Origin of the sequence: Hydrogenibacillus schlegelii, from assembly GCF_001653195.1 — a bacterium.
In the GTDB taxonomy this organism is placed as follows: Bacteria; Bacillota; Bacilli; order Thermicanales; family DSM-22653; genus Hydrogenibacillus; species Hydrogenibacillus schlegelii.
On sequence record NZ_JXBB01000012.1, the window covers coordinates 225,460 to 245,303 of the forward strand.

The window sequence follows — 19,844 nt, forward strand, 5'->3', positions numbered from 1 at the left end:
GCATGGCGTGATTGGGTCGCTCCGTCGAGGCGAAGCGCGAACGGAGAGCCGGCGCGGCGCCCCCGATTCAATGAGAGCGGGGGAGAGATCCGCCGGTTTCTTCTTTGACGGCCAGCGAAAACGGCAGGACTGCGGCGAGTTCGGCCCGGCGCCGCTCCGCCTCTTCCCGGGTGGCGAAGCGGCCGAAGACGAGGCGCCGGAGGTTCGCCGCCTCGGCCGCCGCCACGGAAAAGGCCGCGCCGCTCCGCTCTTTGAGCAGCGTAAAGAGCCGGGTGAGTTCGACGACGGCGACGACGGCGAATCCCGACTGCCGGACCGCCGTCCTCCGGCCGGCGTCGTAGCTTAGGTTGCGGTCGCCCGGTCCGCCGAGGGTGTAGAGGACGTAGGCGTCGTTTAACCCTTTTAACACGGCTTCGCGGGAGCGCTCCGACAGGTCGATGGCGCTGATTTTGTGGGACGTGTAGACGTATCCGCCGTCGTAGAGATCGATGAGGCCGTAGCCGTTCGGAAACTGGACCGTGGCGGGAAGTTCGATGTACGGAAGCGTTCCGTCGCCGTGTCGGGCGAGGCTGATGAAGTTGCGGTGCATGTGCCCGCTCAAAACGCCGACGACGTGGGGATGCTTCGCGATCACCGCCTGAAGGGCAAAAAAATTCGTCGTCCCGAACCAGAGATCCATGCCGTTGGCCGGGTGATGGAGCACGATGAAGGTCGGCCGTCCGGCGGTCTCGTTCAGCGTTCGGTTCAGCCAGGCGAGGCTTGCCGTCGGGATCCAGCCCCAGTCGTCGTCGGGGCGGGCCGAATCGAGGAGGATGACGGTCGCGGCGCCGAGATCGAGAAGGCGGGGGAACGTATCGCCGATCGCTTCCCGAAAGCCCGCTTCGCCGATTCCTCCGGTCTTGCGCCGGTATTTGTCGTGGTTTCCGGGGACGGCGGCAAAGGGCACGCGGGCCGCATACGGCGCGACGATCGTCTGGAAGGCGCGATATTCGTCCGGATGGGCGGTGTCGGTGAGATCTCCGGCGTGGATGATGGCGTCCACGCCTTTTCGCATGAGATCGTCGAGCGCCCGCTCGAGGAGCGTCGGCGCCGCGTCGGTCAGTTTGCCGAGATAACGCTGGTTGAGATCTCCTGCTCCGCTGCCCGCGGCGAGGTGGCTGTCGGCGATCCAGCCGAGGCGCAGGCGGCGCGTTCCCGGCGGTTTCGGCAGCGTGCGGAACGAATTGAGGGGCCCGACCGTCCCGTCCGTCTCGACGCGGTAGACGTAGCGGGTGTCGGGAGCGAGCCCTTCGATCTCGGCGAGATGGTGGCGCGTCCGATCGCCCCAGGCGTACCGCCGCATTTCCTCCGGCCGTTCGCCGAGCCAGAGGGCCGTCTCTCCCGGGGCATCCGTCACCCAGCTGACGGCCATCCGGTCGGCGCCGACGGTGACGAGCTCTTCGTTCCAGAGGGCGCCCGCCGCTTTTTCCTCCGCTCCCGCCGATCCTTCGCCGGGGGGCGCCTCGGGCGAAAGAACGTTTCCCCCGTCGGCCGCCCAGACCCGGGCGCCGAGGAGCCACGGTTCCAAGGCCGCGGCGCCGGCGAAGCCGACGAGGCCGCGAAGAAACGTCCGCCGGGTGATGGAAGCGCCCGCGGGCGCCCCTGTCGCCCGTTCTTTTGAGGGGGGGGCGCCATCAAGGATCCTCCTTTCTTAATAGTGGCCGACCATGCCGTCGCCTCTTGATCGTCGACTCGGACACGTCTAGCGTATCACCGACGAATGAAGTTTCCGTAAACGCAGCGTAAAGACAGCCTTAAAATCAGGTTAAATTTTTGTAAATAAAGGGGCGAGTTTCACGAGCTTTGGCGTCTCTTCATCAAATCTTCAGCGTCTCTTCATCAAATCTTAGTCGTTTCTTTACCGAGCGTTAACGTCGGCATCGTACGATGGACGTGCCGGAACCGGTCGCCCACGACGCCTTGCCGCCTCTTGCGGTACGGGCCCAGGCGGGCAGACAAGGAAGGGGGAGTCCGTCGTGCGCATCGTGCTGTTTGGCGATTTTCATTTTCCGTGGCTGGACTGCGCCGACGAAGCCGTCCGGGACGCCCGGGACCGGGCGTACCGGAAGATTGTCGAGGCCGTCCTTGCGGAGCCGGCCGACTACGTCGTCGGGATCGGCGACGTGACGAATCTCGGCCGGCCGGAGGAATTTGCCGCGGTTCGGGAGCTGTTCGACCCGGCGGGCGAACGGTTCGTCTACGTCCTCGGGAACCACGACGCGCTCCTTTTGCCGAAAAACGAGATCGAGGCGGAGACGGGGCAGCCGCGCTTCCGGGCGATCGAGCGGGAGGAGGCGACGCTCGTCGTCCTCGACACCGCCCGGGACCGGTCGCTTCGCGATTGGAGCGGGACGCTCGACGACGAACAGCGGACCTGGCTGGCCGATCGCCTGGCGGAGCGGGAGGATGGGGATCGGCGGCCCCTGCTCATCTTTGCTCATCATCCGCCGTACGGGACGACCGCCCGCTCGACGGAGGAGAAGATGCACCTTGATCCGGCGATCCCCTTCGTCGAGCTTCTGGCGGCGGGACCGGCACCGGCGGTCGTCTTCACCGGCCACAACCACGTCCACTCCATCGTCCGCAAGGCGGGGATCGCCTTCGTGCAGACGGCGGCCATGCTCGATGCGCCGGGCTACCGGGTGATCGACGTCGAAGCGGGGCGCATTCGGGTGACCTTCCGCCCGATCGACGATCCTGATCTTCGGGCGGCGATCGCCCGCTTCCACCGCCTGATGCCCGGCTTTACGCCCTATCCGGAGCCGGAAGGGACGGAGGCCGATCGGGCGGCGGACCTTCCCGGGGTGCCGGAAACGGCGACGGAAGCGGCGGCGGAGCGGCTGGGGCAAGGTGAGCGGTAAGCGGGGAGAAAGCCGCGGGAAAGGGGGGGAGGGCGTGTCGCGATGCGCGCCTCTTTACCGGAGATGGGCGGGCCTCCTCGCGCTGTTGCTCCTGCTGGGGTTGGGTTCGGCCTGTACTTCCGATCCGGATCCTGGGAACTCATCCCCGCTCCGCGCTTTTACGAACCCGGAAACGGGGCATCGGCCAACGGCGGAAGCCGGGGAGGCCAAGCCGGTTCGCATCGAATATTGGCACGTGAACGGCGAAAATTTTGGCGGGCCGGCGATCGAAAAACTGGTGCGCGCCTTTCACGGGCGCCATCCCGACATCACCGTAGAGGCCGTCTTTCAACCGGGATCGTATCAAGGATTGATGCAAAATCTTCAAGCCTCGATCGCCGCAGGAACTCCCCCGGCGGTTGCCCAGATCGGTTTTAACTATCTCGACTATGCGGTGGAAAACATGCCCTTCGTTCCGGTGGAAGAAATGCTGAAGCGCGATCCGGACGGCGAAACGTTTTTGCGTTCATTTCCGGCTTCCGTCCTCAATTTGGGGCGTCGTCAGGGGACGCTTGCGGGATTCCCATATTCCATCAGCGTGCCCATCCTCTATTACAACGCCGATCTTTTTTCGCGCGCCGGCCTGGATCCCGACCGTCCTCCCCGAACCTGGTCTGAAGTTCGGACGTATTCCCGGGAGATCAAACAAAAAACCGGCCAGTATGGGCTTTTCGTCGAAGATGTCGCCAACTGGGCGATCGACGCGATGGTCTTATCGAACGACGGAGCCATTTATCGCAACGTCGGGGGGCGGACGGAACCCGCATTTCAGGAAGCGAGCGGGGTCGCCGTGTATCAGATGCTGCAGGAGATGGCGCTTCGATCGATCCTGGCGGAGTGACCGGCGTTGAAGCTCGCCCGGCAGCAGTTGGCGGACGTCGTTTCCTGGCCGAGCTTTTCCGGCGGCAACAGCCTGGAGGCGGAACAGATTCGGATCGAGGCCACAGAGGCCATCCTAAGCGGCAAAAAATCACCGTCTTCCGCCTTGGAAGCGGCCAGTGAAAAAATTCGCCGCCTTACGGCCCGGTTTCGTTGAAACCGTTCGGCGAACATCCTGGGACACCGGTAAAAATCCGAGCTGGATCGAGGAGGTTGAATCCGTGAAGCGACCCGTGGCTCTTCTTATGATGCTGTGGCTGGTCGTCGGACTGATGGGGGCGGCCTGCGGCCGTCCGACGGCGGAGGCCCCCTTGCAGGCGACGACGTCCTCCGGCGACGCTGCCACAGAGACGGCGACCGGAAACGCAACCGCTCCCGAAAACGGAAAAGTGGTCATCGAATACTGGCATGTCAACTCCGAAAACTTCGGGGGCCCGGCGGTTCGGGAGCTGGTCGAACGGTTCAATCGGGAACACGACGACATCCAGGTCGTCGAAAAGTTCCAACCGAACATGTATCTTGGACTCATGCAAAACCTTCAGACCGCTTTGGCCGCGGGTCAACCGCCGGCGGTCGCGCAGATCGGTTACAACTTCCTGCGCTACGCGGTGGAAAACTTCCCCCATCTTTCGATTGAAGAAGCGGCGTCCCGCGATCCGGAGGGGCAGTTGTTTCTGGCTGATTTTCTGCCCAACATCCTGGATCTCGGTCGGGTCGACGGAAAGCTGGAAGGCATGCCGTATTCGATTTCGAACGCCATCCTGTACTACAACGCGGATCTGTTCCAAAAAGCGGGCCTCGATCCGGAAAAGCCGCCGACGACGTGGGCGGAAGTGCGGGAAGCGGCGCGGACCATCCGGGAAAAGACCGGCGCCTACGGGCTGTATCTTCAGGAGCCAAGCGATTTCTGGGCCCAGCAGGCGCTCATCGAGTCCAACGGCGCCCGCATGTTGATCGAAAAAGACGGGCGACTCGTCGCGGGTTTCGACAGCCCCGAGGCGATCGAAGCGTTTCAGCTGTATCAGGATCTCGTCCTGAAAGACAAGACGGCGCTCCACGCGACGTGGGACGAAGGGTCCGAAGCGTTCGTCCAGGGGAAAGTCGCCATGTACGTCACGACCATCGCGCGGCGGAATTACGTCGAGTCGAATGCCCAATTTACGGTCAAGGGCGCGCCGTTTCCGGCGTTTGACGGAAAGCCCCGTCGCCTCCCGGCAGGAGGGAACAATCTCTTCATCTTCGCGCAGGATCCGAAGGAGCAGGAAGCGGCCTGGACGTTCATCAAATTCTTGCTTTCCCCGGAAGCGATCACCGTCTGGACCAAGGGAACCGGATATCTTCCGGCCCGAAAGGGCGTCGCCGACGACCCGCGCTATTTGAAAGACTTTATGGACCAAAACCCGCTGATGAAAGTCGCCGTCGCGCAGCTGCCGGACGTTGTGCCGTGGGTGAGCTTTCCGGGGGCCAACGGCCTGCAGGCGGAACAGGTGCTGCTGGATGCCCGTGACGCCGTCCTCACCGGGAAAAAGTCTCCGGAAGCGGCCTTAAAGGATGCGGCCGAAAAAGTCAATGGGCTGATTCGCTGAGGGGCGAGACCATGCGTGCGTTCAAGCGGTGGCGCCCACCCCGGTTGACGGGGTGGGTCCCCTTAGCCTTGGTTGCGCCGGCGGCGCTTCTTCTCGGAGCGTTCGTGTACCTCCCCGTCGGATACACGCTTTATCTCAGTTTTTTGCAGTGGAACATGATCAGCCCCGTCAAAAAATGGGTCGGCCTGGCGAACTACGCCGCGGTGCTCACCGCTCCGGAATTCTGGATCGCGTTCGGCAACACGGTTCTTTATACGGCGCTTCTTTTCGGGATCGTCTTTGCCCTGCCGTATCTTTTGGCCTACGGGATGGCGTTCAGAGTGCCGAGAGCGGGGCAGGTGCTGAGAGGGCTTTACTTTCTGCCGAGCGTCCTTTCGCTGGCCGTCGCCTCGATCCTGTACTTCTGGCTTCTTCATCCGTTAAGCGGTCCCATCGCCCGGCTCCTTTCGCTTTTTGGACTCGACGCCCCGGCCTGGTTTTCCTCTTTCGGCTGGGTGATTGTCGCCATCGCTCTCATCACCGCCTGGAAAAGCTTCGGTTACCATCTGATCGTCTTTTTGGCCGGGATGGCCAGCATTCCCAGAGAGCTCATCGAAGCGGCCCGCATCGACAACGTGTCGCCCTGGAAAATCTTCTGGCACATCGTCCGACCGCTGACGTCGGCCACCGCCCTGTACGTCCTTGTGCTCACCGTGGTGATGGGAGCGCAGTACGTGTTTGTGCCGATCCAGATGCTGACCGGCGGCGGGCCCGATAAGGGGAGCACGAACCTCATTTTCCTCACCTATCAGTATGCGTTTCAGTTTTTCCAGACGGGTCGGGGCGCGGCCGCTGCCGTGATGGTCATTTTGATCTTTGCCGCATTTCTTGTCCTGCAGAAAAAAGTGCTTGAAAAAGGAGTCTACTACGAGCATGAGTAAGGCGATCGGTTCGCCGAATGCGGGGATTCCGGAGAACGCGTTCATTCTGGAGCGGAAACCAAAGCGGAGATTCACGATGTTCGAGGCCGGGGCACTGGGGTTCCTCTTTTTGCTGGTGGCGGTCTGGACGGCCTTTCCGATGCTGTGGATGATCGGTGCCTCTTTGAAGACGAACGTCGCCATCAGCAACGATCCGCTCAGCCTCTGGCCCGCTCGGTCGACGCTCGAGCATTATCGTTACGTCTGGACGCAGGTCCCCTTTGCCCGATACATCGTCAACACCTTTTGGGTCAGCCTCATCGTGACGGCCGCCAAGCTGGGCACGAGCGTCCTTGCGGCGTACGCCTTTTCGTTTTATCGCTTTCGGGGTCGAGAGGTGCTGTTTTACGCGCTTTTGCTGACCGCCTTCGTCCCGTTTACCGCGACGATGATCCCCAATTATTTGCTCGTCGCCCGCCTGGGGCTTCTCAGCTCGGTGCTCGGGGTGGCGCTGCCGCAGCTGGCGGATGGGCTCGGCATCTTTTTGCTGCGACAGGCGTTTAGGAGCGTGCCTCTTTCGTTTTACGAGGCCGCCCGGATGGAGCGCGTCGGTCCGCTCCGCATTTTGTGGCATGTCCTTCTGCCGCTGGTGCGACCGAGCTTGGCGGCGCTTGCCATCCTTTTTTTCATCAACACGTGGAATGAGTATTTCTGGCCCTTTCTCATCTTGAAGGAAAAAAGTTCCTATACCTTGCCGATCGCGCTCCAGATGTTTACGAACTTGGAGGGCGGCACGAACTGGGGAGCGATGATGGCGGCTTCGACGCTGACGTCGCTGCTGCCGCTTCTGGCGTACGCTTTGGCGCAAAGGCAAATTATAGAAACCTTTCTGCACTCCGGTGTGAAAGGATAGGCGGGCCACGGATGGAACGGAGGGAGACCGACCTTGTCCCGGACGAAGTCAGCGGGGGAAATCGATCGCCGCGGCGAAATTCGCCTCGAAAACGTGGGGAAGCGATACGGTTCGGTGACGGCCGTCGAGGGGCTGACCTTCACCGTCGAACCGGGCGAGCGGGCCGTTCTTCTCGGTCCTTCCGGCGGCGGCAAGACGACGACGCTTCGGCTCATTGCCGGCCTGGAAAGCGTGGATACCGGAACGGTGTATCTCGGCGGCCGGCCGGCCAACGACGTGGATCCCGGGTTAAGGGACATCGCCATGGTCTTTCAAAATTACGCCCTCTATCCGCACATGACGGTCTGGGAGAACATCACGTTCGGGCTCCGCATGCAGCGGGTCCCCCGGACCGTCATCGAGACCCGCGCCCGGGAAGCGCTTCGGCTTTTGGATCTGGAAGGGCTGGAAGATCGCCTGCCGCGGGCGCTGTCCGGCGGTCAACGGCAGCGGGTGGCCCTCGCCCGGGCGATCGTCAAACGGGCGCCGATCGTGCTGATGGACGAGCCGCTTTCCAACCTGGACGCCCGGCTGCGCGTGAAGGCCCGATCGGAAATCGTCCGTCTGCAGGAAAAACTTCGGTTCACCCTCGTCTACGTGACGCACGATCAGACCGAGGCGATGACGATCGGAACGCGCATCGCCGTTCTGGCCGGCGGCCGCCTCAAGCAGTACGGGACTCCGAAAGACGTGTACGAGCGGCCTGCCAATCTGTTCGTGGCCGGATTTATCGGCACCCCGCCGATGAATCTCATCCATGCCCGGGTCGAGGGCGAGACCCTTCGCTTCGAGGAACGCCCGGAGGTTTCGGTGTCCCTCCCGACCGCGATCGCCTCGGCTTTGGCGGAACGAAGGGGACGTTCGGTCGTCGTCGGCATCCGGCCGGAGCGCATCCAATTTGCGCCTTTTGCCGGGACGGAAGCGGCGCTTCGGGATCGCGAACCGGATGGGCCGTGGACGGTTCGCATCCCGGTCGACCTTCGCTTTGTGGAAGACGTCGGCCGGGAACGTTACGTGTACGCGGCCTGGGGGCGGACCGAGGTGGGCGGGGTCGTCCCGGCGGGCGGCATCGAAGTGACGTCGCGCATGCTCCTCATGTTTTCCTGGCGGGACGTTCATTTTTTCGACCCGAAAAGCGGGGAAAATCTCGGCCTCTCCTGGACCGGAAATGTGCTGCAGTCCGTCTGACCGGGGATGGGGAAAGCCTGCGGCCTTCTGTCGTTTGGCGATACGATCCGTGGCTTGATGGCATGAAGGGCCCTTGTTCGAGGCGGAAGCAAAGGTGTTCGCGCAGGCGAAGCGCCGATGGCGAACCGCGATGATCCGGATGGAGCTTTCCCTGCTGGGGACGGTCCTGTTTCTGGAAGGCGCCGGCTTCGGCGGAACGCCTGCGGTTTTCGCCGCGGCCGAAAGGGAAACCCCTTCCGGTCGGAAGGACCGATCGATCGAGCGCGATCCGCTTCCTTCGACCGCATGGGCGGGGGATGTCGTCATCGTCCGGAGGCGCGCCTGCTTTTGTCCGTGACGGTGCCGGCGATTTGCGCCAAGCCGGCTGCCGTTTTCTTCTTCGACGTCGTCCCCGGCCAAAGCGGGTGGTGAGCCCCTCAAAGGCGTCCGGTTCCCGTTCGGAAAGAGGGCCGGCGACGGAGATTCGCCCGTTCCTTGGCCAGAACGACCGCCTCGAGCAGCGGATTGGGCTTCGGCTTTCTCACCTTTCGCGCGAGGGAAAGCCAAACGGGTGGAGAAGACGCCGAACCCGCTCCTGCCTCCGACCATCCCCCGCCGCCTGTGCTCGGCCTCGAGGCGGCGATCGCCGGACTCCGGATGTTCCTGAAGGATGGCTTCGCTCTCAGCTTTGCGCGCCTCGTCTGCCAGAGCCCGCCTCTTTTCGGCCTCCTCTCGCTTTTTCCGGTCAAACCCGGTTGCCCGCGGAAATCAGGCGTCCCCAGGAGAACCGGCAGGGGAGCCCGCCGCCTGGCCACCGCCTCTTGCGCCAGACGGATGCGCTCCTGAAGCGGAAGTTGATCTCGCTCCCCTGCCCGAGGAAGTTTTTGAGGAGCGCGATTTTAACCTCACTTTTTGCCGAGGAGCTGTTCCAAATCACGGGCGCGGTTCTGTTTACCTGCTAAAAGAAGGGTGGATCAAGGGAGATTGTTCACGGAATCAGGTGATCACGAAATCAGGTTTATGAGTTGTATCAGGTTTATGAGTTATAGTAAATTATTAATGAAGTAATTTTTCAATGGACATGGAGGCGGAAATATGTCGACAAACCACGAATCCCGACGCCCCGGAACGTTGGAGCGCATCGGGCTTCGGCTTGCCGACTGGTCCGAGCGCTGGTTTCCGGATGCCTTTGTATTTGCGATGCTGGCGACGCTTGTCGTCATGGCGGTCGCGCTTTTGCTGGGGCATTCGCCGCGGGACGTCGCCGTCAGTTTTGGCGGTCATTTTTGGGATCTGGTTCCGTTTACGATGCAGATGGCATTCATCATCATTTCGGGTTTCGTCGTCGCTTCGAGCCCACCCGTTTATCGATTGATCACGCACCTTTCGCGACTTCCGAGGACGGCCAAAGGCGCGGTGGCGTTTGTCGCTTTTTTTTGCTTTGCTGACTTCGTTGATCAGTTGGGGATTCAGCCTGATCTTCAGCGGCATCTTGATCCGGGAAATCAGCCGTCGGATGAAGCGCGTCGATTATCGGGCGCTCGGAGCGGCAGGGTATCTCGGCCTCGGCAGCGTGTGGGCGCTCGGTCTTTCGTCTTCTGCGGCACTCATGATGGCGAGCCCAAACGCGATCCCGGAAGCCTTGCTGAAAATCAGCGGCGTCATTCCGCTGTCAGAGACGATTTTCACCTGGCAAAACGGCGTCATGATCCTCGTGCTTGTGGCGTTGTCGGTTGCGATCGCCTATTTGTCGGCACCGTCGGAGGACAATGCCAAAACGGCCCGTGAGCTGGGCATCGATCTAGGCCCACCGGCGAACGACGAACCGCAGCGGTTTCGCGCCCGAACGCCGGGTGAAAAACTGGAAACCAGTCCGATTCTGAATCTGTTGATCTTCATCGCCGGCATCGTTTATATTATCGAGCAAATTGATCAAAAAGGACCGCTCGCCGCATTGGATTTGAATAATTATAATTTTACTTTTCTCGTGCTTGGTCTTTTCATGCATTGGACACCTCGAAATTTTATCCAGGCCGTGGCTCGGGCCGTTCCGGCGACAACCGGCGTATTGCTTCAGTTTCCTTTTTACGCAGGGATTTTTGGCGTTTTAATCGGGGCAGGCGTGTCGGATCTTTTAGTCCGGTTTTTCCTTTCCGTTTCGAATCAGGGGACTTTCCCGATTTGGATGGGGATCTATACCGCAATTCTCGGCTTTTTTCTCCCTTCCGGCGGCGGAAAATGGGTGGTGGAGGCACCGTATTTTCTCGAAACGGCCAAGGAGCTGCATCTGCAGCTGGCGTGGGTCGTAAAGATTTATAACGTGACGGAAGCATTGCCCAATTTGATCAATCCGTTCTGGATGTTGCCGCTGATGGGCATTATGGGCGTGCGGGCGCGAGATCTGATCGGGTACTCCATGCTCCAGTTTTTGTTCCATGTTCCGACGGTGATGATTTTGATCTGGCTTTTGAATCGAACGTTTGTCATCGGCTGAACGGACCGATTTCATTTTGCCGGGGATCGAGGTGAGCGGCGGTGGTTCTGCTGGCGGTGGCCGCGCTGAGCGTGATCTGGGGCCTGGCCTGGGTGGCGATGAAGGTGGCGCTCCAGGACATGGGTCCGTTTACCTTTGCGGCGTTGCGGTTTACGGCGGCGTCGGCGGCGCTGGCAGCACTGGTCGCCCCAGCGTGGATTCGGCGAAGACCGCAGTCCGACCGCCCTCTGTACCTTCGTGCCGTTGTCCGGCAGGTTTGGCCGGCGCTGGTCATATTGGGGCTCATGCAGACGACAGCCGTCTACGGGCTGGTCAACGCCGCGATGCTCAATCTTGCGGCCGGAAAAACTTCCGTCTTGTTGTACACCATGTCGCTCTGGAGTGCCCTTTTGGCCCGTTGGGCGCTGGGTGAGCCGCTCTTGCCCGTCAAAAAATGGGCCCTGTTCTTCGGCATGACGGGAATCGGGCTGATCGTCGGGCGGGATCTCCTCGCGCCGGGGAGCGCCGACGCCGTACGATCGGTGCTGATCGCCGACGGAGAGGTGTTGCTGGCGGCGTGGTGCTGGGCGGGAGCGAACATCCTTTACCGAAAGCGGCTGACGCCCTTCCCGCGGAACTGGGTGAATGCCGTTCAGACGTGGGTCGGCACGGCGTTCCTCTGGCCGCTCGTCTGGGGAGTGGAAGGCGGTCCGAGGGCCCGCTGGTCGGTCGCGGCGGTCGGCGCGGTGGTTTTTACAGGTGTTTTTGCATCGGCACTGGCGTTTTCCCTTTGGTATTGGCTCCTCGAGCGCCTGGATATGGCGACCGCCACCTTATCGGTGCTTTCCGTCCCGGTTCTCGGTCTTTTTTTCGGGGCCCTTTTCCTCGGGGAACGACTGCCGGCGCCGTTTTTGATCGGCAGCGCGTTCATCCTGATCGGCGTCGGACTGGCTTACGCATCTCCGGCGGTTTCTCGACCCGGCTCCTCGTAAAGTGACCGATTCGTCGTGCCGGCGGAGGACGCCGCGGTCGAGCGGCCTTCCGGAGATTGTGCGCGACGCGGAAAAGACGGATAATAAAAATCAAACGGAAGGGAAAGAAGGGACGGCGTTGCGCGCGTCGTTTTTCGTCACGTGTCTGGTGGACGCGTTTTTTCCGGAGGTGGCCGAAAGCGCCGTCCGCGTGCTCGAGCGGCACGGGGTGGCGGTCGACGTTCCGCCGGAGCAGACGTGCTGCGGCCAGCCGGCGTACAACAGCGGCTACCGCAAGGAAGCGATGGCGGCGGCGAAGGGTGTCCTCCGCGCCTTTGCGGACAGCGAAGCGGTGGTGGTGCCGTCCGGGTCGTGCGCGGCGATGATCCGCCGGGAGTATCTGCGGCTCATGGCCGATGAGCCCGACTGGCGGGAAAAGGCGGAGGCGCTGGCGGCCAAGACGTACGAGTTTTCCGAGTACCTCGTGCACGTCGTCGGGGCCGACGCCGGGGCGGCATCGTTTCCTGCCCGGGCGGCGGTGCACCTGTCCTGCCACATGACGCGAGGTCTCGGCGTTCGCGACGAGCCGCGCCGCCTGTTGGAACGGGTGGAAGGCCTCGAGCTCGTTCCGTTTTCGGGGGCGGACGACTGCTGCGGCTTCGGCGGCACGTTTGCCGTGAAGATGCCGGCGCTTTCGGCGGCGATGGCCGACGAGAAGATCGGACGCCTCGAGGAGGCGGGGGCGGACGTCCTCATCGGCGGCGACATGGGCTGCCTCTGGCATCTGGCCGGGCGGCTGCGCCGGCTGAACAAACCGGTGCGCGTCCTCCATCTGGCGCAGGTGCTCGACGGGGCAGGAAGCGGGTCCGAGGGTGCGCCCGGAGCCGGCGAGGGAAGGGAGGGTTTGGCGGCGGACCAAGGGCAGGGGACAGGTTCGTCGGAAGACGAAGGAAGGGCGATGTCGCCGACGGACGGGGCGCCAAGGGCGACGTCTCCGGCAGAGGGCGTGCAAGCGGAGATGTCGCCTGCGGACGCTGCGGACGGGGCGCGGAGGACGTCGCCCCCGGCGAAGAGGGTCGGACGGACGGCGGATGAGCCGGAGGGGGATGCCGATGCGAACGAGCGATGAGCCGTCGCTCGAGCGGCGGGTGGCGCAGGCCCTCCGCGATGATGCCATGCGGGCGGCGGTGCGGGCGGCGCAAGAGCGGTTTCGAAGCGGCAAGCGGGCGGCCGAGGTTGAGCTCGGCGACTGGGAGGCGTGGCGGGCCCTCGGCGAGGCGATCCGCCGGCGGACGATCGAAAACCTCGATCTGTATCTGACCGAGCTTGCGGACCGGGTCGAAGCGGCCGGCGGGCACGTCTTTTTTGCCGAGACGGCCGCCGAAGCGGTGCGCTACATCGTCGACGTCGCCCGGTCGCGGGGCGTCCGGCGGGCGGTCAAGTCGAAATCGATGGTCTCGGAAGAGATCGCCCTCAACCGGGCCCTCGAGGCGGCCGGAGTGGAGGTGCTGGAGACGGACCTCGGCGAGTACATCATCCAGCTCGCCGGGGAGGCGCCGTCCCACATCATCGCGCCGGCGATCCACAAAAACCGCCGGGAGATTGCGGCGCTGTTTTCCCGGGCGGCGGGAACGGAGCTTTCGGACGAGCCGGAGGCGCTCGTCCGGTTTGCCCGCGAGAGGCTCCGGGAGGCGTTTATGACGGCGGAGCTCGGCATCACCGGCGTGAATTTTGCCGTAGCCGAGTCGGGGACGCTGGTCCTCGTGACGAACGAAGGCAATGCCCGCATGACGACGGCGCTCCCCCGGATCCACATCGCCGTGATGGGGGCGGAGCGGGTCGTGCCGACGTGGGAGGAGTTGGCGGTGCTCCTTACGCTCCTTCCCCGGTCGGCGACGGGGCAGAAGATCACAAGCTACGTCACGGCCCTCACCGGGCCCCGCCGGCCGGGAGAGTCGGACGGGCCGGAGGAGTTCCACCTCGTCGTCGTCGACAACGGTCGGCTGGACCTCCTCGGGACGCCGTACCAGGCGGCCCTTCACTGTATCCGCTGCGGCGCCTGCCTCAACATCTGTCCCGTCTACCGACAGATCGGCGGCCACGCCTACGGGAGCGTCTACAGCGGTCCGATCGGAAAGGTGATCTCTCCCCTGCTCGGCGGAGACGCGTGGGCGGAGCTTCCGCACGCCTCGAGCCTCTGCGGCGCCTGCACCGACGCCTGCCCGGTGCGCATTCCGCTGCACGAGCTTTTGATCGAGCACCGAACGGATCAGGCGGCCGCGGGGAGGCGGCCGGCGGCCGAGCGGCTTTTGTTTCGACTTTACGGCGCGCTCGTGACGCGCCCGGCCCTCTATCGCCGGGCGATCCGCCTGGCGCGGTTTTGCCTTCGGCCGCTGGCGGATCGAGAAGGCTGGATTCGCCGGGCGATCGGCCCGTTGGCCGGCTGGACAAAGATGCGGGATTTTCCGCTCCCGGCCCGGCGGCCGTTCCTCGACCGGTGGGCCGCCGAGCGAAAGCGGCGAGGCCGAATTTCACCGGCGCCAAGGCGGGAGCGGCGGAAGGGAACGCCGGCCGGGCGGCCGCCGGCGAACGGAGGAACGGAAGGAGGCGGACGGTGATGGGCGATCGGGAAGCGTTTTTGAATCGCATCGCCGCCCGGCTGGGCAAACCCCGGCGGAGAAGTCGGCCGGAGCCCGTTCGTCTTGAGGGGCCGGACCGGATCGGGATGCGGCCGCCGGAGACGCCGGCGTCGCTTTTTCTCGAGAACTGGGAAAAGGCCGGCGGGGCGGTCGTCGGCAAACCGGCGGAGGCCGCCCTGCCGGCCCTAGTCGCGCGCCACGCCGTGCGGGAAGCGCTGGTCGGCGGCTTAAGCCTGCCGATCGACGGGCGGGAAGGGCCGTCCGACGGTCCGGCTGCCCCTTCGACGGCCGAGCCTTCCGGAAGCGGGGACCCCTTGGCGGCGGCGGAGGCGGCGCGCAAAGCGCTGCTTTCGGCCGCCTTAACGCTCCGGCGCCTCGGGGTCGACGTGCGGCCGGAACGGGGCGCCGACCGGGCCTTCGCCGCCCGGGCGACGCTCGGCGTGGTGGCGGCGGATGCGGCGATCGCTGAGACGGGAAGCGTCGTGTTTCTCACTTCGGCGACGGCGGGTCGGACGGCGAGCCTGCTTCCGCCCGTCCTCTGGATCGTCGTCTCGCGGGCGACGGTGTTCCCGACGCTGGGGGAGGCGCTTCGCGCTCTGGCGGAGCGGGGGCGAAAGGACGGTTTTTCGTCGGCGATTCAGATCGTCACCGGCCCCAGCCGGAGCGCCGACATCGAGATGCAGCTTACGCTCGGCGTTCACGGCCCGGGGACGGTGTGGGCGCAGCTCGTCTGACCGAAAAAGGTTCATTTACAAATGTCTTGACACAAGACGTTCCCCGTCGTATGCTTCAGGCAAACGGCGAAGGGAGGCGCAGGCGATGGAGGCGCTGGTCGTCGTCGATTACCTGAACGATTTTGCCCATCCGGAAGGAGCGCTGACGGCGGGCGCTCCGGCACAGGCGATCGACGCGGCGATCCTTCGGGCGGTGCGGGCCTTTCTTGCGGCGGAGCGGCCGGTCATTTTCGTGTCCGACGCCCATGCCGAGGACGATCCGGAATTTCGCCTCTGGCCGCGTCATGCGGTCAAAGGGACGTGGGGCGCCGAGGTGTACGGCCGAACCGGTGAGGCGCTGAAGGAGGAATTCCGCGGGCATCCGCACCTCGTGCATCTGGAAAAAACGAAGTACGACGCTTTCTTCGGCACCGACCTCGAACGGGTGCTCAATGCGCATGAGGCGACGGACGTGTATCTGGCCGGCATCAACACGTCGATCTGCGTCATGGCGACGGCGCAAGGGGCTTATTTTCGCGGTTTTCGCGTGCACGTCCTGGAGGACGCCGTCGCCGATCTCGATGCCGAGGCCCATCGCTTCGCGCTCCGGCACATGGCCGGCATTCACAAGGCGGCGCTCGTGACGGTCGATGCGGCGATCCGGGCGCTGGCGGCGGGTTCGCCGCGGTGAGGGCGCGGGATTCCGCGTCAAAACAAAAAATAAAACCTCACCGGCCCCGGGGCATCCCGGGGCCGGTGAGGTTGGGGGCCGGCCGCGCATTGCCGGTTCTTTTGTTCGGCTTAGGTGCGCAAGCGATTGGCCCGGGCTTTCGAGCGGCGACTACGGAGCCTCGTGGAGCGCCCGCTCTTCCAGGAGGGCGGCCCGGAGATCTTCCGCCCGTCCCCGCGGCAGGCCGGAACGGAGCCCGTCGGCGTCGAGGTGTCCGAGGCCGATCACGGTTCCCCGGAAGCGAAGCGCGACAAAGCCCCGTTCGAGGGCGGCGGCGGCCGGCGGCGCGATGCGCCGGCCTTCGAGGAGGGCGAGGAGCGCCTCCGCATCGACGTCGGCGACGTTGGCGCGCGCTTCCTGGGCGAAGTGCAGGAGGGCGAAGCTGGTCGGCTTGGCGTTCCGGAGGGGCCCGGGGGACGGCATTTTCCCTTCGCCCGGCTGAAGGCGAAAGAGCCGAATGCCGGCGGCGACGAGCTCCGGCCCGTCGGGGACGTCGGCCAGGCGCGTCGCCCAGACGTCGCCGCCGCGGACAAAAAACGTAAGCCCTTCGAGGGCCGTCGGGGGAAGGCCGAAACGGTCGCGAAAACCGTCGAGGAGCGCCCGGACGAGCGCAGGGTCCGGCCGCTCGAGGCCGGCGCCCCGGGCGCCGGGGCTTGGCGGCAGGCGGTCGGCCCAGGGGGGCGGGGCGAGCCGCCTAAGCCGGGCGATGTACATGCCGCCGGAGTCGAGATGGTGCGGATAGATCCGCCGCGTGAGGACCATCTCGGGCACATAGCGCGCCCCCTCCCACGCCTCGAGGCCCGGAACGCCGGGGAGGCCTTCGGGCAGCGGTTCGATCCGGACGGCGCCCCCGGCCTTGCGGACGACGGCGTCGACGACGGCTTCGTTTTCTTCCGGCGCGAAGGTGCAGGTGGAGTAGACGACGACGCCGCCGTCCCGGGCGAGGGCGACGCCCCGCTCGAGAAGCGCCGTCTGCAGGGCGGCGAGGCGGCGGTGTTCCCCCGGGCTTCGGGTGCGTCGGGCGCCGGCGCGGCGCCGGACGTTCCCTTCGGCGGTACAGGGGGCGTCGACGAGCACCCGGTCGAACGGCCGACCGCCCGATAACCGGCGGCCGTCCTGGCGCGTGACGGCGACGGCGGTCGTTCCGAGGCGATACACGTTGGCGAGAAGGCTCTGCAGCCGCGCCCCGTCCGGATCGTTGCCGACGACGAGCCCCCGATCGCCCATCCGTTCGGCGATCTGCGTCGTCTTTCCACCGGGCGCAGCGGCGAGGTCGAGCACCCGCTCTTCCGGTTCCGGCGCGAGGGCAAGCACCGGCAGCGCGGCCGCCGCTTCCTGGACGTAAAAGTGTCCGAGCCAGTGAAGAACGGTTTTCCCCGGCGGGATGGGGGGGGCGTCGATCGTAAAAAGCGCCGGATCGAAAGGCGCCGGGGTTAGCGCAAAGCCGAGCGCTTCGAGCGCCCGGCGAAGGGCTTCCGGAGTCGTCTTCAGGGCGTTCGCCCGAATTGTCGCCGGCTGGGGACGGAAGAGGGCGGCGCGAAAGGCCTCCCAATCGTCGACGATGGGGCGGTACCGCTCCAGGCCAAACAACGAATCGCGGTCGGAAAAGGCCACGTGGCGTCTCCTCCTTGCCTGAGCCATTCGGTAAGGGCGAGCGATCGGTCGGGCCGCCCCCCCCCACCGGGCCGGCTCCCTATTAGCATACCGCGCTGGCGGAACTCGACAAAATCGTAATGATTCCTATAATCAATGTCATCTGGCGCGCGGCCCCAAGGCGGGGTCGGGACAGGGTTCGCCCGCCTGAACCTTGCTGAGGTCAAGGCGGTCCGTCGGCCGGTCGTGCTCGCGAGCTTCCGGGGAGAGGCGCCCGGCGGCGTTGAGGCGGCGCTGGCACGCGGCTGGATGCGGGGCGACGGCCGGGGCTTTGCACCCGATCGGCCGGTGACCCGTCAGGAGGCGGCGGTGGTGCTGATGCGGGCGTTGGCCCTCCCGGACGAAGGCGCCGGGAAGGGGAATCTTCCGGTCGACGGGGCGGCAGTGGCGCCTTGGGCTCGAGCGGCCGTCCGGACGTTCGTCGCCCGGGTGCCGGCGCTCGTCGATGCGGCGGGCGCTTCCATTCGTATGTTCCCGTCGATGCCGCCTGGCTGGAGGCCGTTCGGACGGCGCTCGCCGGTACGGAAGGCCACGATCGTCCGCATCGCTGATTCGAACATCGCAACCTATAAGGGTTTGGGGGGAATCCGATGGAACGGTCGAAAGTTGTGTACATCATCTCGACGCCTCGGGCGGCCGGCTACCGCCTCGGGCAGATGATCCTGCCACAGCTGGAAGCGGGAACGCATGGCGTTGATGTCGCTTCTATATTCTTTTTCGACGACAACGTTTATCCGCTTCGGGCCGGCCATCCGCTGGGGGAGCGGATCGCCGCCGTCGCCGAGCGGCTCGGCATTCTGCTGATGATGTGCGACGCCTGCGCTCTGGAGCGGGGCCTGGCGGAAGGGGAGCTCCGCCGGGGCACGCCGGACGGAAGCGGCCGGACGACGCCCGGGGAGATCCGGCCGAAGGACACGGTTCGGGGCGTTCGGGTCGGCTGTTTTCCCGATCTTTACAAAACCCGCCGGCTTCGTCCTCGGACATTCCGGGGATGAAGCCGGTTGTACATTCTTGATACACATGGTAGAATACGTGCATGATGGAGATAAGGTCCGGAAGACACTCCAGGTATCTCATTCTGTACCACATGGTCTGGATTCCGAAATACAGGCGAACAGTCCTTGAAGGCCCCATTGCGGATCGTCTCAAAGAAATCATCCAGGAAACGGCGAAAGAACGCGGCTGGGAGATCATCGCCATGGAGGTGATGCCGGACCACGTTCACCTCTTTGCTTCCGTGCCGCCGACGATCCGTCCGGCCGATGTCGTGAAGGTGTTCAAGGGCGTAAGCGCCCGTAAGCTGCTTCTGGAGTTTCCCCATCTCCAGAAGCGAACCGGGCGCGGTACCCTGTGGGCGCCATCCTACTTCATGGCCACAGCCGGCAATGTTTCCGCCGAAACCATCCGCCGCTACATCGAAGAACAAAGACAGAAAGGAGGGGGCTGATTGCCAACCCTCCCCCTTCGCCTCCGGCTCCATCGCCCGACGCAGGCGAAGATCAAACTGTACCGGGAACTTGTGGAGCGCACCACGTCGCTGGCGAACAACCTCGTCGCCGCCGGAAGGCCGAAAGGGCTCACCAGCCGGACGGCGCGGGAGTATCTCGCCGGAGACCTTCCGTCGGCCGTGATCAACCAGGCGCTTCGGGACGTGGCGGCGCATCGGGACGTTCAGAAGTTCCGGGTCCTCTGGCCGTTGTTCAACAACCAGAACCTGCGCCTAAAAAAGGTCGGGGACTTCTGGACGGCCGCGTTTCCGACGCAGGCGGGTCGGGTGCGGGTGCCGCTTTCGGTCACGGCGAAGCAGGAAACCATTCTCTCCCGCCTCGGCAGGGACGTGAGGCAGGGCGCGGCAAAGCTGTACGAAAAGCGCGGGCGGTGGTTCCTCGCCCTTTCGGTCACGCTGCCCGTCGAGGAGAATACGGCTGGGACTGAGTCCGGGAAAATCGCCGGCATCGACATGGGTCTACGCTATCTCGCGGTCGTGAACGCGGGCGGGGAGACGCTCTTTTTCCCCGGCGATCAGGCGGCTTACGTCCGCCGCCGGTATCACGCCCTTCGCCGGCGAATGGGGAAAGCGAAAGCTTTAAAAGCGATCCGTCAAATGAAGGACAAAGAAGCCCGCTGGATGAAAGACCAGGACCACAAGATCAGCCGGGCCATCGTGGACTGGTGCCTCGCCCGTGGCGTGAGCACCATCCGGATGGAAAAGCTGGAAGGCATTCGCCGGCGGAAAACCCGGA

Annotated in this window: 19 protein-coding genes and 1 pseudogene; 17 read left to right on the plus strand and 3 right to left on the minus strand. The window is 64.5% G+C overall.

All coding sequences use genetic code 11. The features are described from left to right. Positions 1-67 precede the first annotated feature (67 nt). Complete coding sequence (locus tag SA87_RS05350) at positions 68-1,567, minus strand: purple acid phosphatase family protein (RefSeq protein ID WP_066200197.1); 1,500 nt, start codon at positions 1,565-1,567, stop codon at positions 68-70. Between the two features lie 448 nt (positions 1,568-2,015). Here SA87_RS05350 and SA87_RS05355 point away from each other — a divergent pair, with 448 nt between their 5' ends. From SA87_RS05355 to SA87_RS05420, 14 genes and pseudogenes are all read left to right on the plus strand, one after another. Beyond that, complete coding sequence (locus SA87_RS05355) at positions 2,016-2,900, plus strand: metallophosphoesterase family protein (protein ID WP_066200200.1); 885 nt, start codon at positions 2,016-2,018, stop codon at positions 2,898-2,900. 235 nt (positions 2,901-3,135) lie between these two features. After that, positions 3,136-3,780, plus strand: a complete 645-nt coding sequence (locus SA87_RS05360; RefSeq protein ID WP_169793365.1) for an extracellular solute-binding protein — start codon at positions 3,136-3,138, stop codon at positions 3,778-3,780. A gap of 6 nt (positions 3,781-3,786) precedes the next feature. Beyond that, on the plus strand, positions 3,787-3,975 hold the full coding sequence (locus SA87_RS05365; protein WP_066200206.1) for a hypothetical protein: 189 nt from the start codon (positions 3,787-3,789) through the stop codon (positions 3,973-3,975). 64 nt (positions 3,976-4,039) lie between these two features. Further along, positions 4,040-5,404, plus strand: coding sequence for an ABC transporter substrate-binding protein (locus tag SA87_RS05370; protein WP_211258118.1), 1,365 nt, complete (start codon positions 4,040-4,042; stop codon positions 5,402-5,404). 44 nt (positions 5,405-5,448) lie between these two features. Then, positions 5,449-6,324, plus strand: coding sequence for a carbohydrate ABC transporter permease (locus tag SA87_RS05375; RefSeq protein WP_211264154.1), 876 nt, complete (start codon positions 5,449-5,451; stop codon positions 6,322-6,324). Further along, positions 6,317-7,216 carry a carbohydrate ABC transporter permease gene (locus SA87_RS05380; RefSeq protein WP_211264156.1) on the plus strand — a complete coding sequence of 300 codons (900 nt, stop codon included), beginning with the start codon at positions 6,317-6,319 and terminating at the stop codon, positions 7,214-7,216. The genes SA87_RS05375 and SA87_RS05380 overlap by 8 nt, the downstream gene beginning before the upstream one ends. A gap of 33 nt (positions 7,217-7,249) precedes the next feature. Continuing rightward, the gene (locus SA87_RS14240) at positions 7,250-8,443 is read left to right on the plus strand and encodes an ABC transporter ATP-binding protein (protein WP_066442259.1); all 1,194 of its coding nucleotides are present in this window, start codon (positions 7,250-7,252) and stop codon (positions 8,441-8,443) included. Positions 8,444-9,517: 1,074 nt separating this feature from the next. After that, positions 9,518-9,781, plus strand: a pseudogene (locus SA87_RS14290) (TIGR00366 family protein); the annotation flags it as partial. A gap of 94 nt (positions 9,782-9,875) precedes the next feature. Further along, entirely contained in the window at positions 9,876-10,916 is a 1,041-nt protein-coding gene (locus SA87_RS13965) for a TIGR00366 family protein (RefSeq protein WP_248844491.1), read from the plus strand. 41 nt (positions 10,917-10,957) lie between these two features. After that, a complete protein-coding gene (locus SA87_RS05400) occupies positions 10,958-11,887 on the plus strand; it encodes a DMT family transporter (RefSeq protein WP_066200215.1) in 930 nt (309 codons plus the stop codon). Between the two features lie 58 nt (positions 11,888-11,945). After that, positions 11,946-12,995 (plus strand): heterodisulfide reductase-related iron-sulfur binding cluster, encoded by a 1,050-nt coding sequence (locus SA87_RS05405; RefSeq protein ID WP_066200217.1) that lies wholly within the window; start codon positions 11,946-11,948, stop codon positions 12,993-12,995. After that, positions 12,979-14,484, plus strand: coding sequence for a LutB/LldF family L-lactate oxidation iron-sulfur protein (locus SA87_RS05410; protein WP_066200222.1), 1,506 nt, complete (start codon positions 12,979-12,981; stop codon positions 14,482-14,484). The genes SA87_RS05405 and SA87_RS05410 overlap by 17 nt, the downstream gene beginning before the upstream one ends. Next, positions 14,484-15,239 (plus strand): LutC/YkgG family protein, encoded by a 756-nt coding sequence (locus tag SA87_RS05415; RefSeq protein ID WP_066200224.1) that lies wholly within the window; start codon positions 14,484-14,486, stop codon positions 15,237-15,239. Before SA87_RS05410 ends, SA87_RS05415 begins: the two co-directional genes overlap by 1 nt. Positions 15,240-15,324: 85 nt before the next feature. Continuing rightward, the gene (locus SA87_RS05420; RefSeq protein WP_066200226.1) at positions 15,325-15,909 is read left to right on the plus strand and encodes a cysteine hydrolase family protein; all 585 of its coding nucleotides are present in this window, start codon (positions 15,325-15,327) and stop codon (positions 15,907-15,909) included. A 150-nt stretch (positions 15,910-16,059) separates the two neighbouring features. Here the strand turns inward: SA87_RS05420 and SA87_RS05425 are convergent, their stop codons facing one another. Together SA87_RS05425 and SA87_RS13975 are read right to left on the minus strand one after the other, a co-directional pair. Beyond that, complete coding sequence (locus tag SA87_RS05425) at positions 16,060-17,562, minus strand: NOL1/NOP2/sun family putative RNA methylase (protein WP_211258115.1); 1,503 nt, start codon at positions 17,560-17,562, stop codon at positions 16,060-16,062. A gap of 335 nt (positions 17,563-17,897) precedes the next feature. Next, on the minus strand, positions 17,898-18,161 hold the full coding sequence (locus SA87_RS13975; RefSeq protein ID WP_245637658.1) for a hypothetical protein: 264 nt from the start codon (positions 18,159-18,161) through the stop codon (positions 17,898-17,900). A 30-nt stretch (positions 18,162-18,191) separates the two neighbouring features. On the opposite strand from SA87_RS13975, the gene SA87_RS05430 reads away from it, so the two are divergent. The 3 genes from SA87_RS05430 to SA87_RS05440 all read left to right on the plus strand — a co-directional run. Beyond that, on the plus strand, positions 18,192-18,596 hold the full coding sequence (locus tag SA87_RS05430; RefSeq protein ID WP_066200229.1) for a SaoD/DsrE family protein: 405 nt from the start codon (positions 18,192-18,194) through the stop codon (positions 18,594-18,596). A gap of 44 nt (positions 18,597-18,640) precedes the next feature. After that, positions 18,641-19,048: an IS200/IS605 family transposase gene (tnpA, locus tag SA87_RS05435; protein ID WP_066200344.1), complete on the plus strand. Its 408-nt coding sequence runs from the start codon at positions 18,641-18,643 to the stop codon at positions 19,046-19,048. Further along, the coding region (locus SA87_RS05440; protein ID WP_066200232.1) for a transposase at positions 19,049-19,844 on the plus strand (796 nt) is incomplete at its 3' end.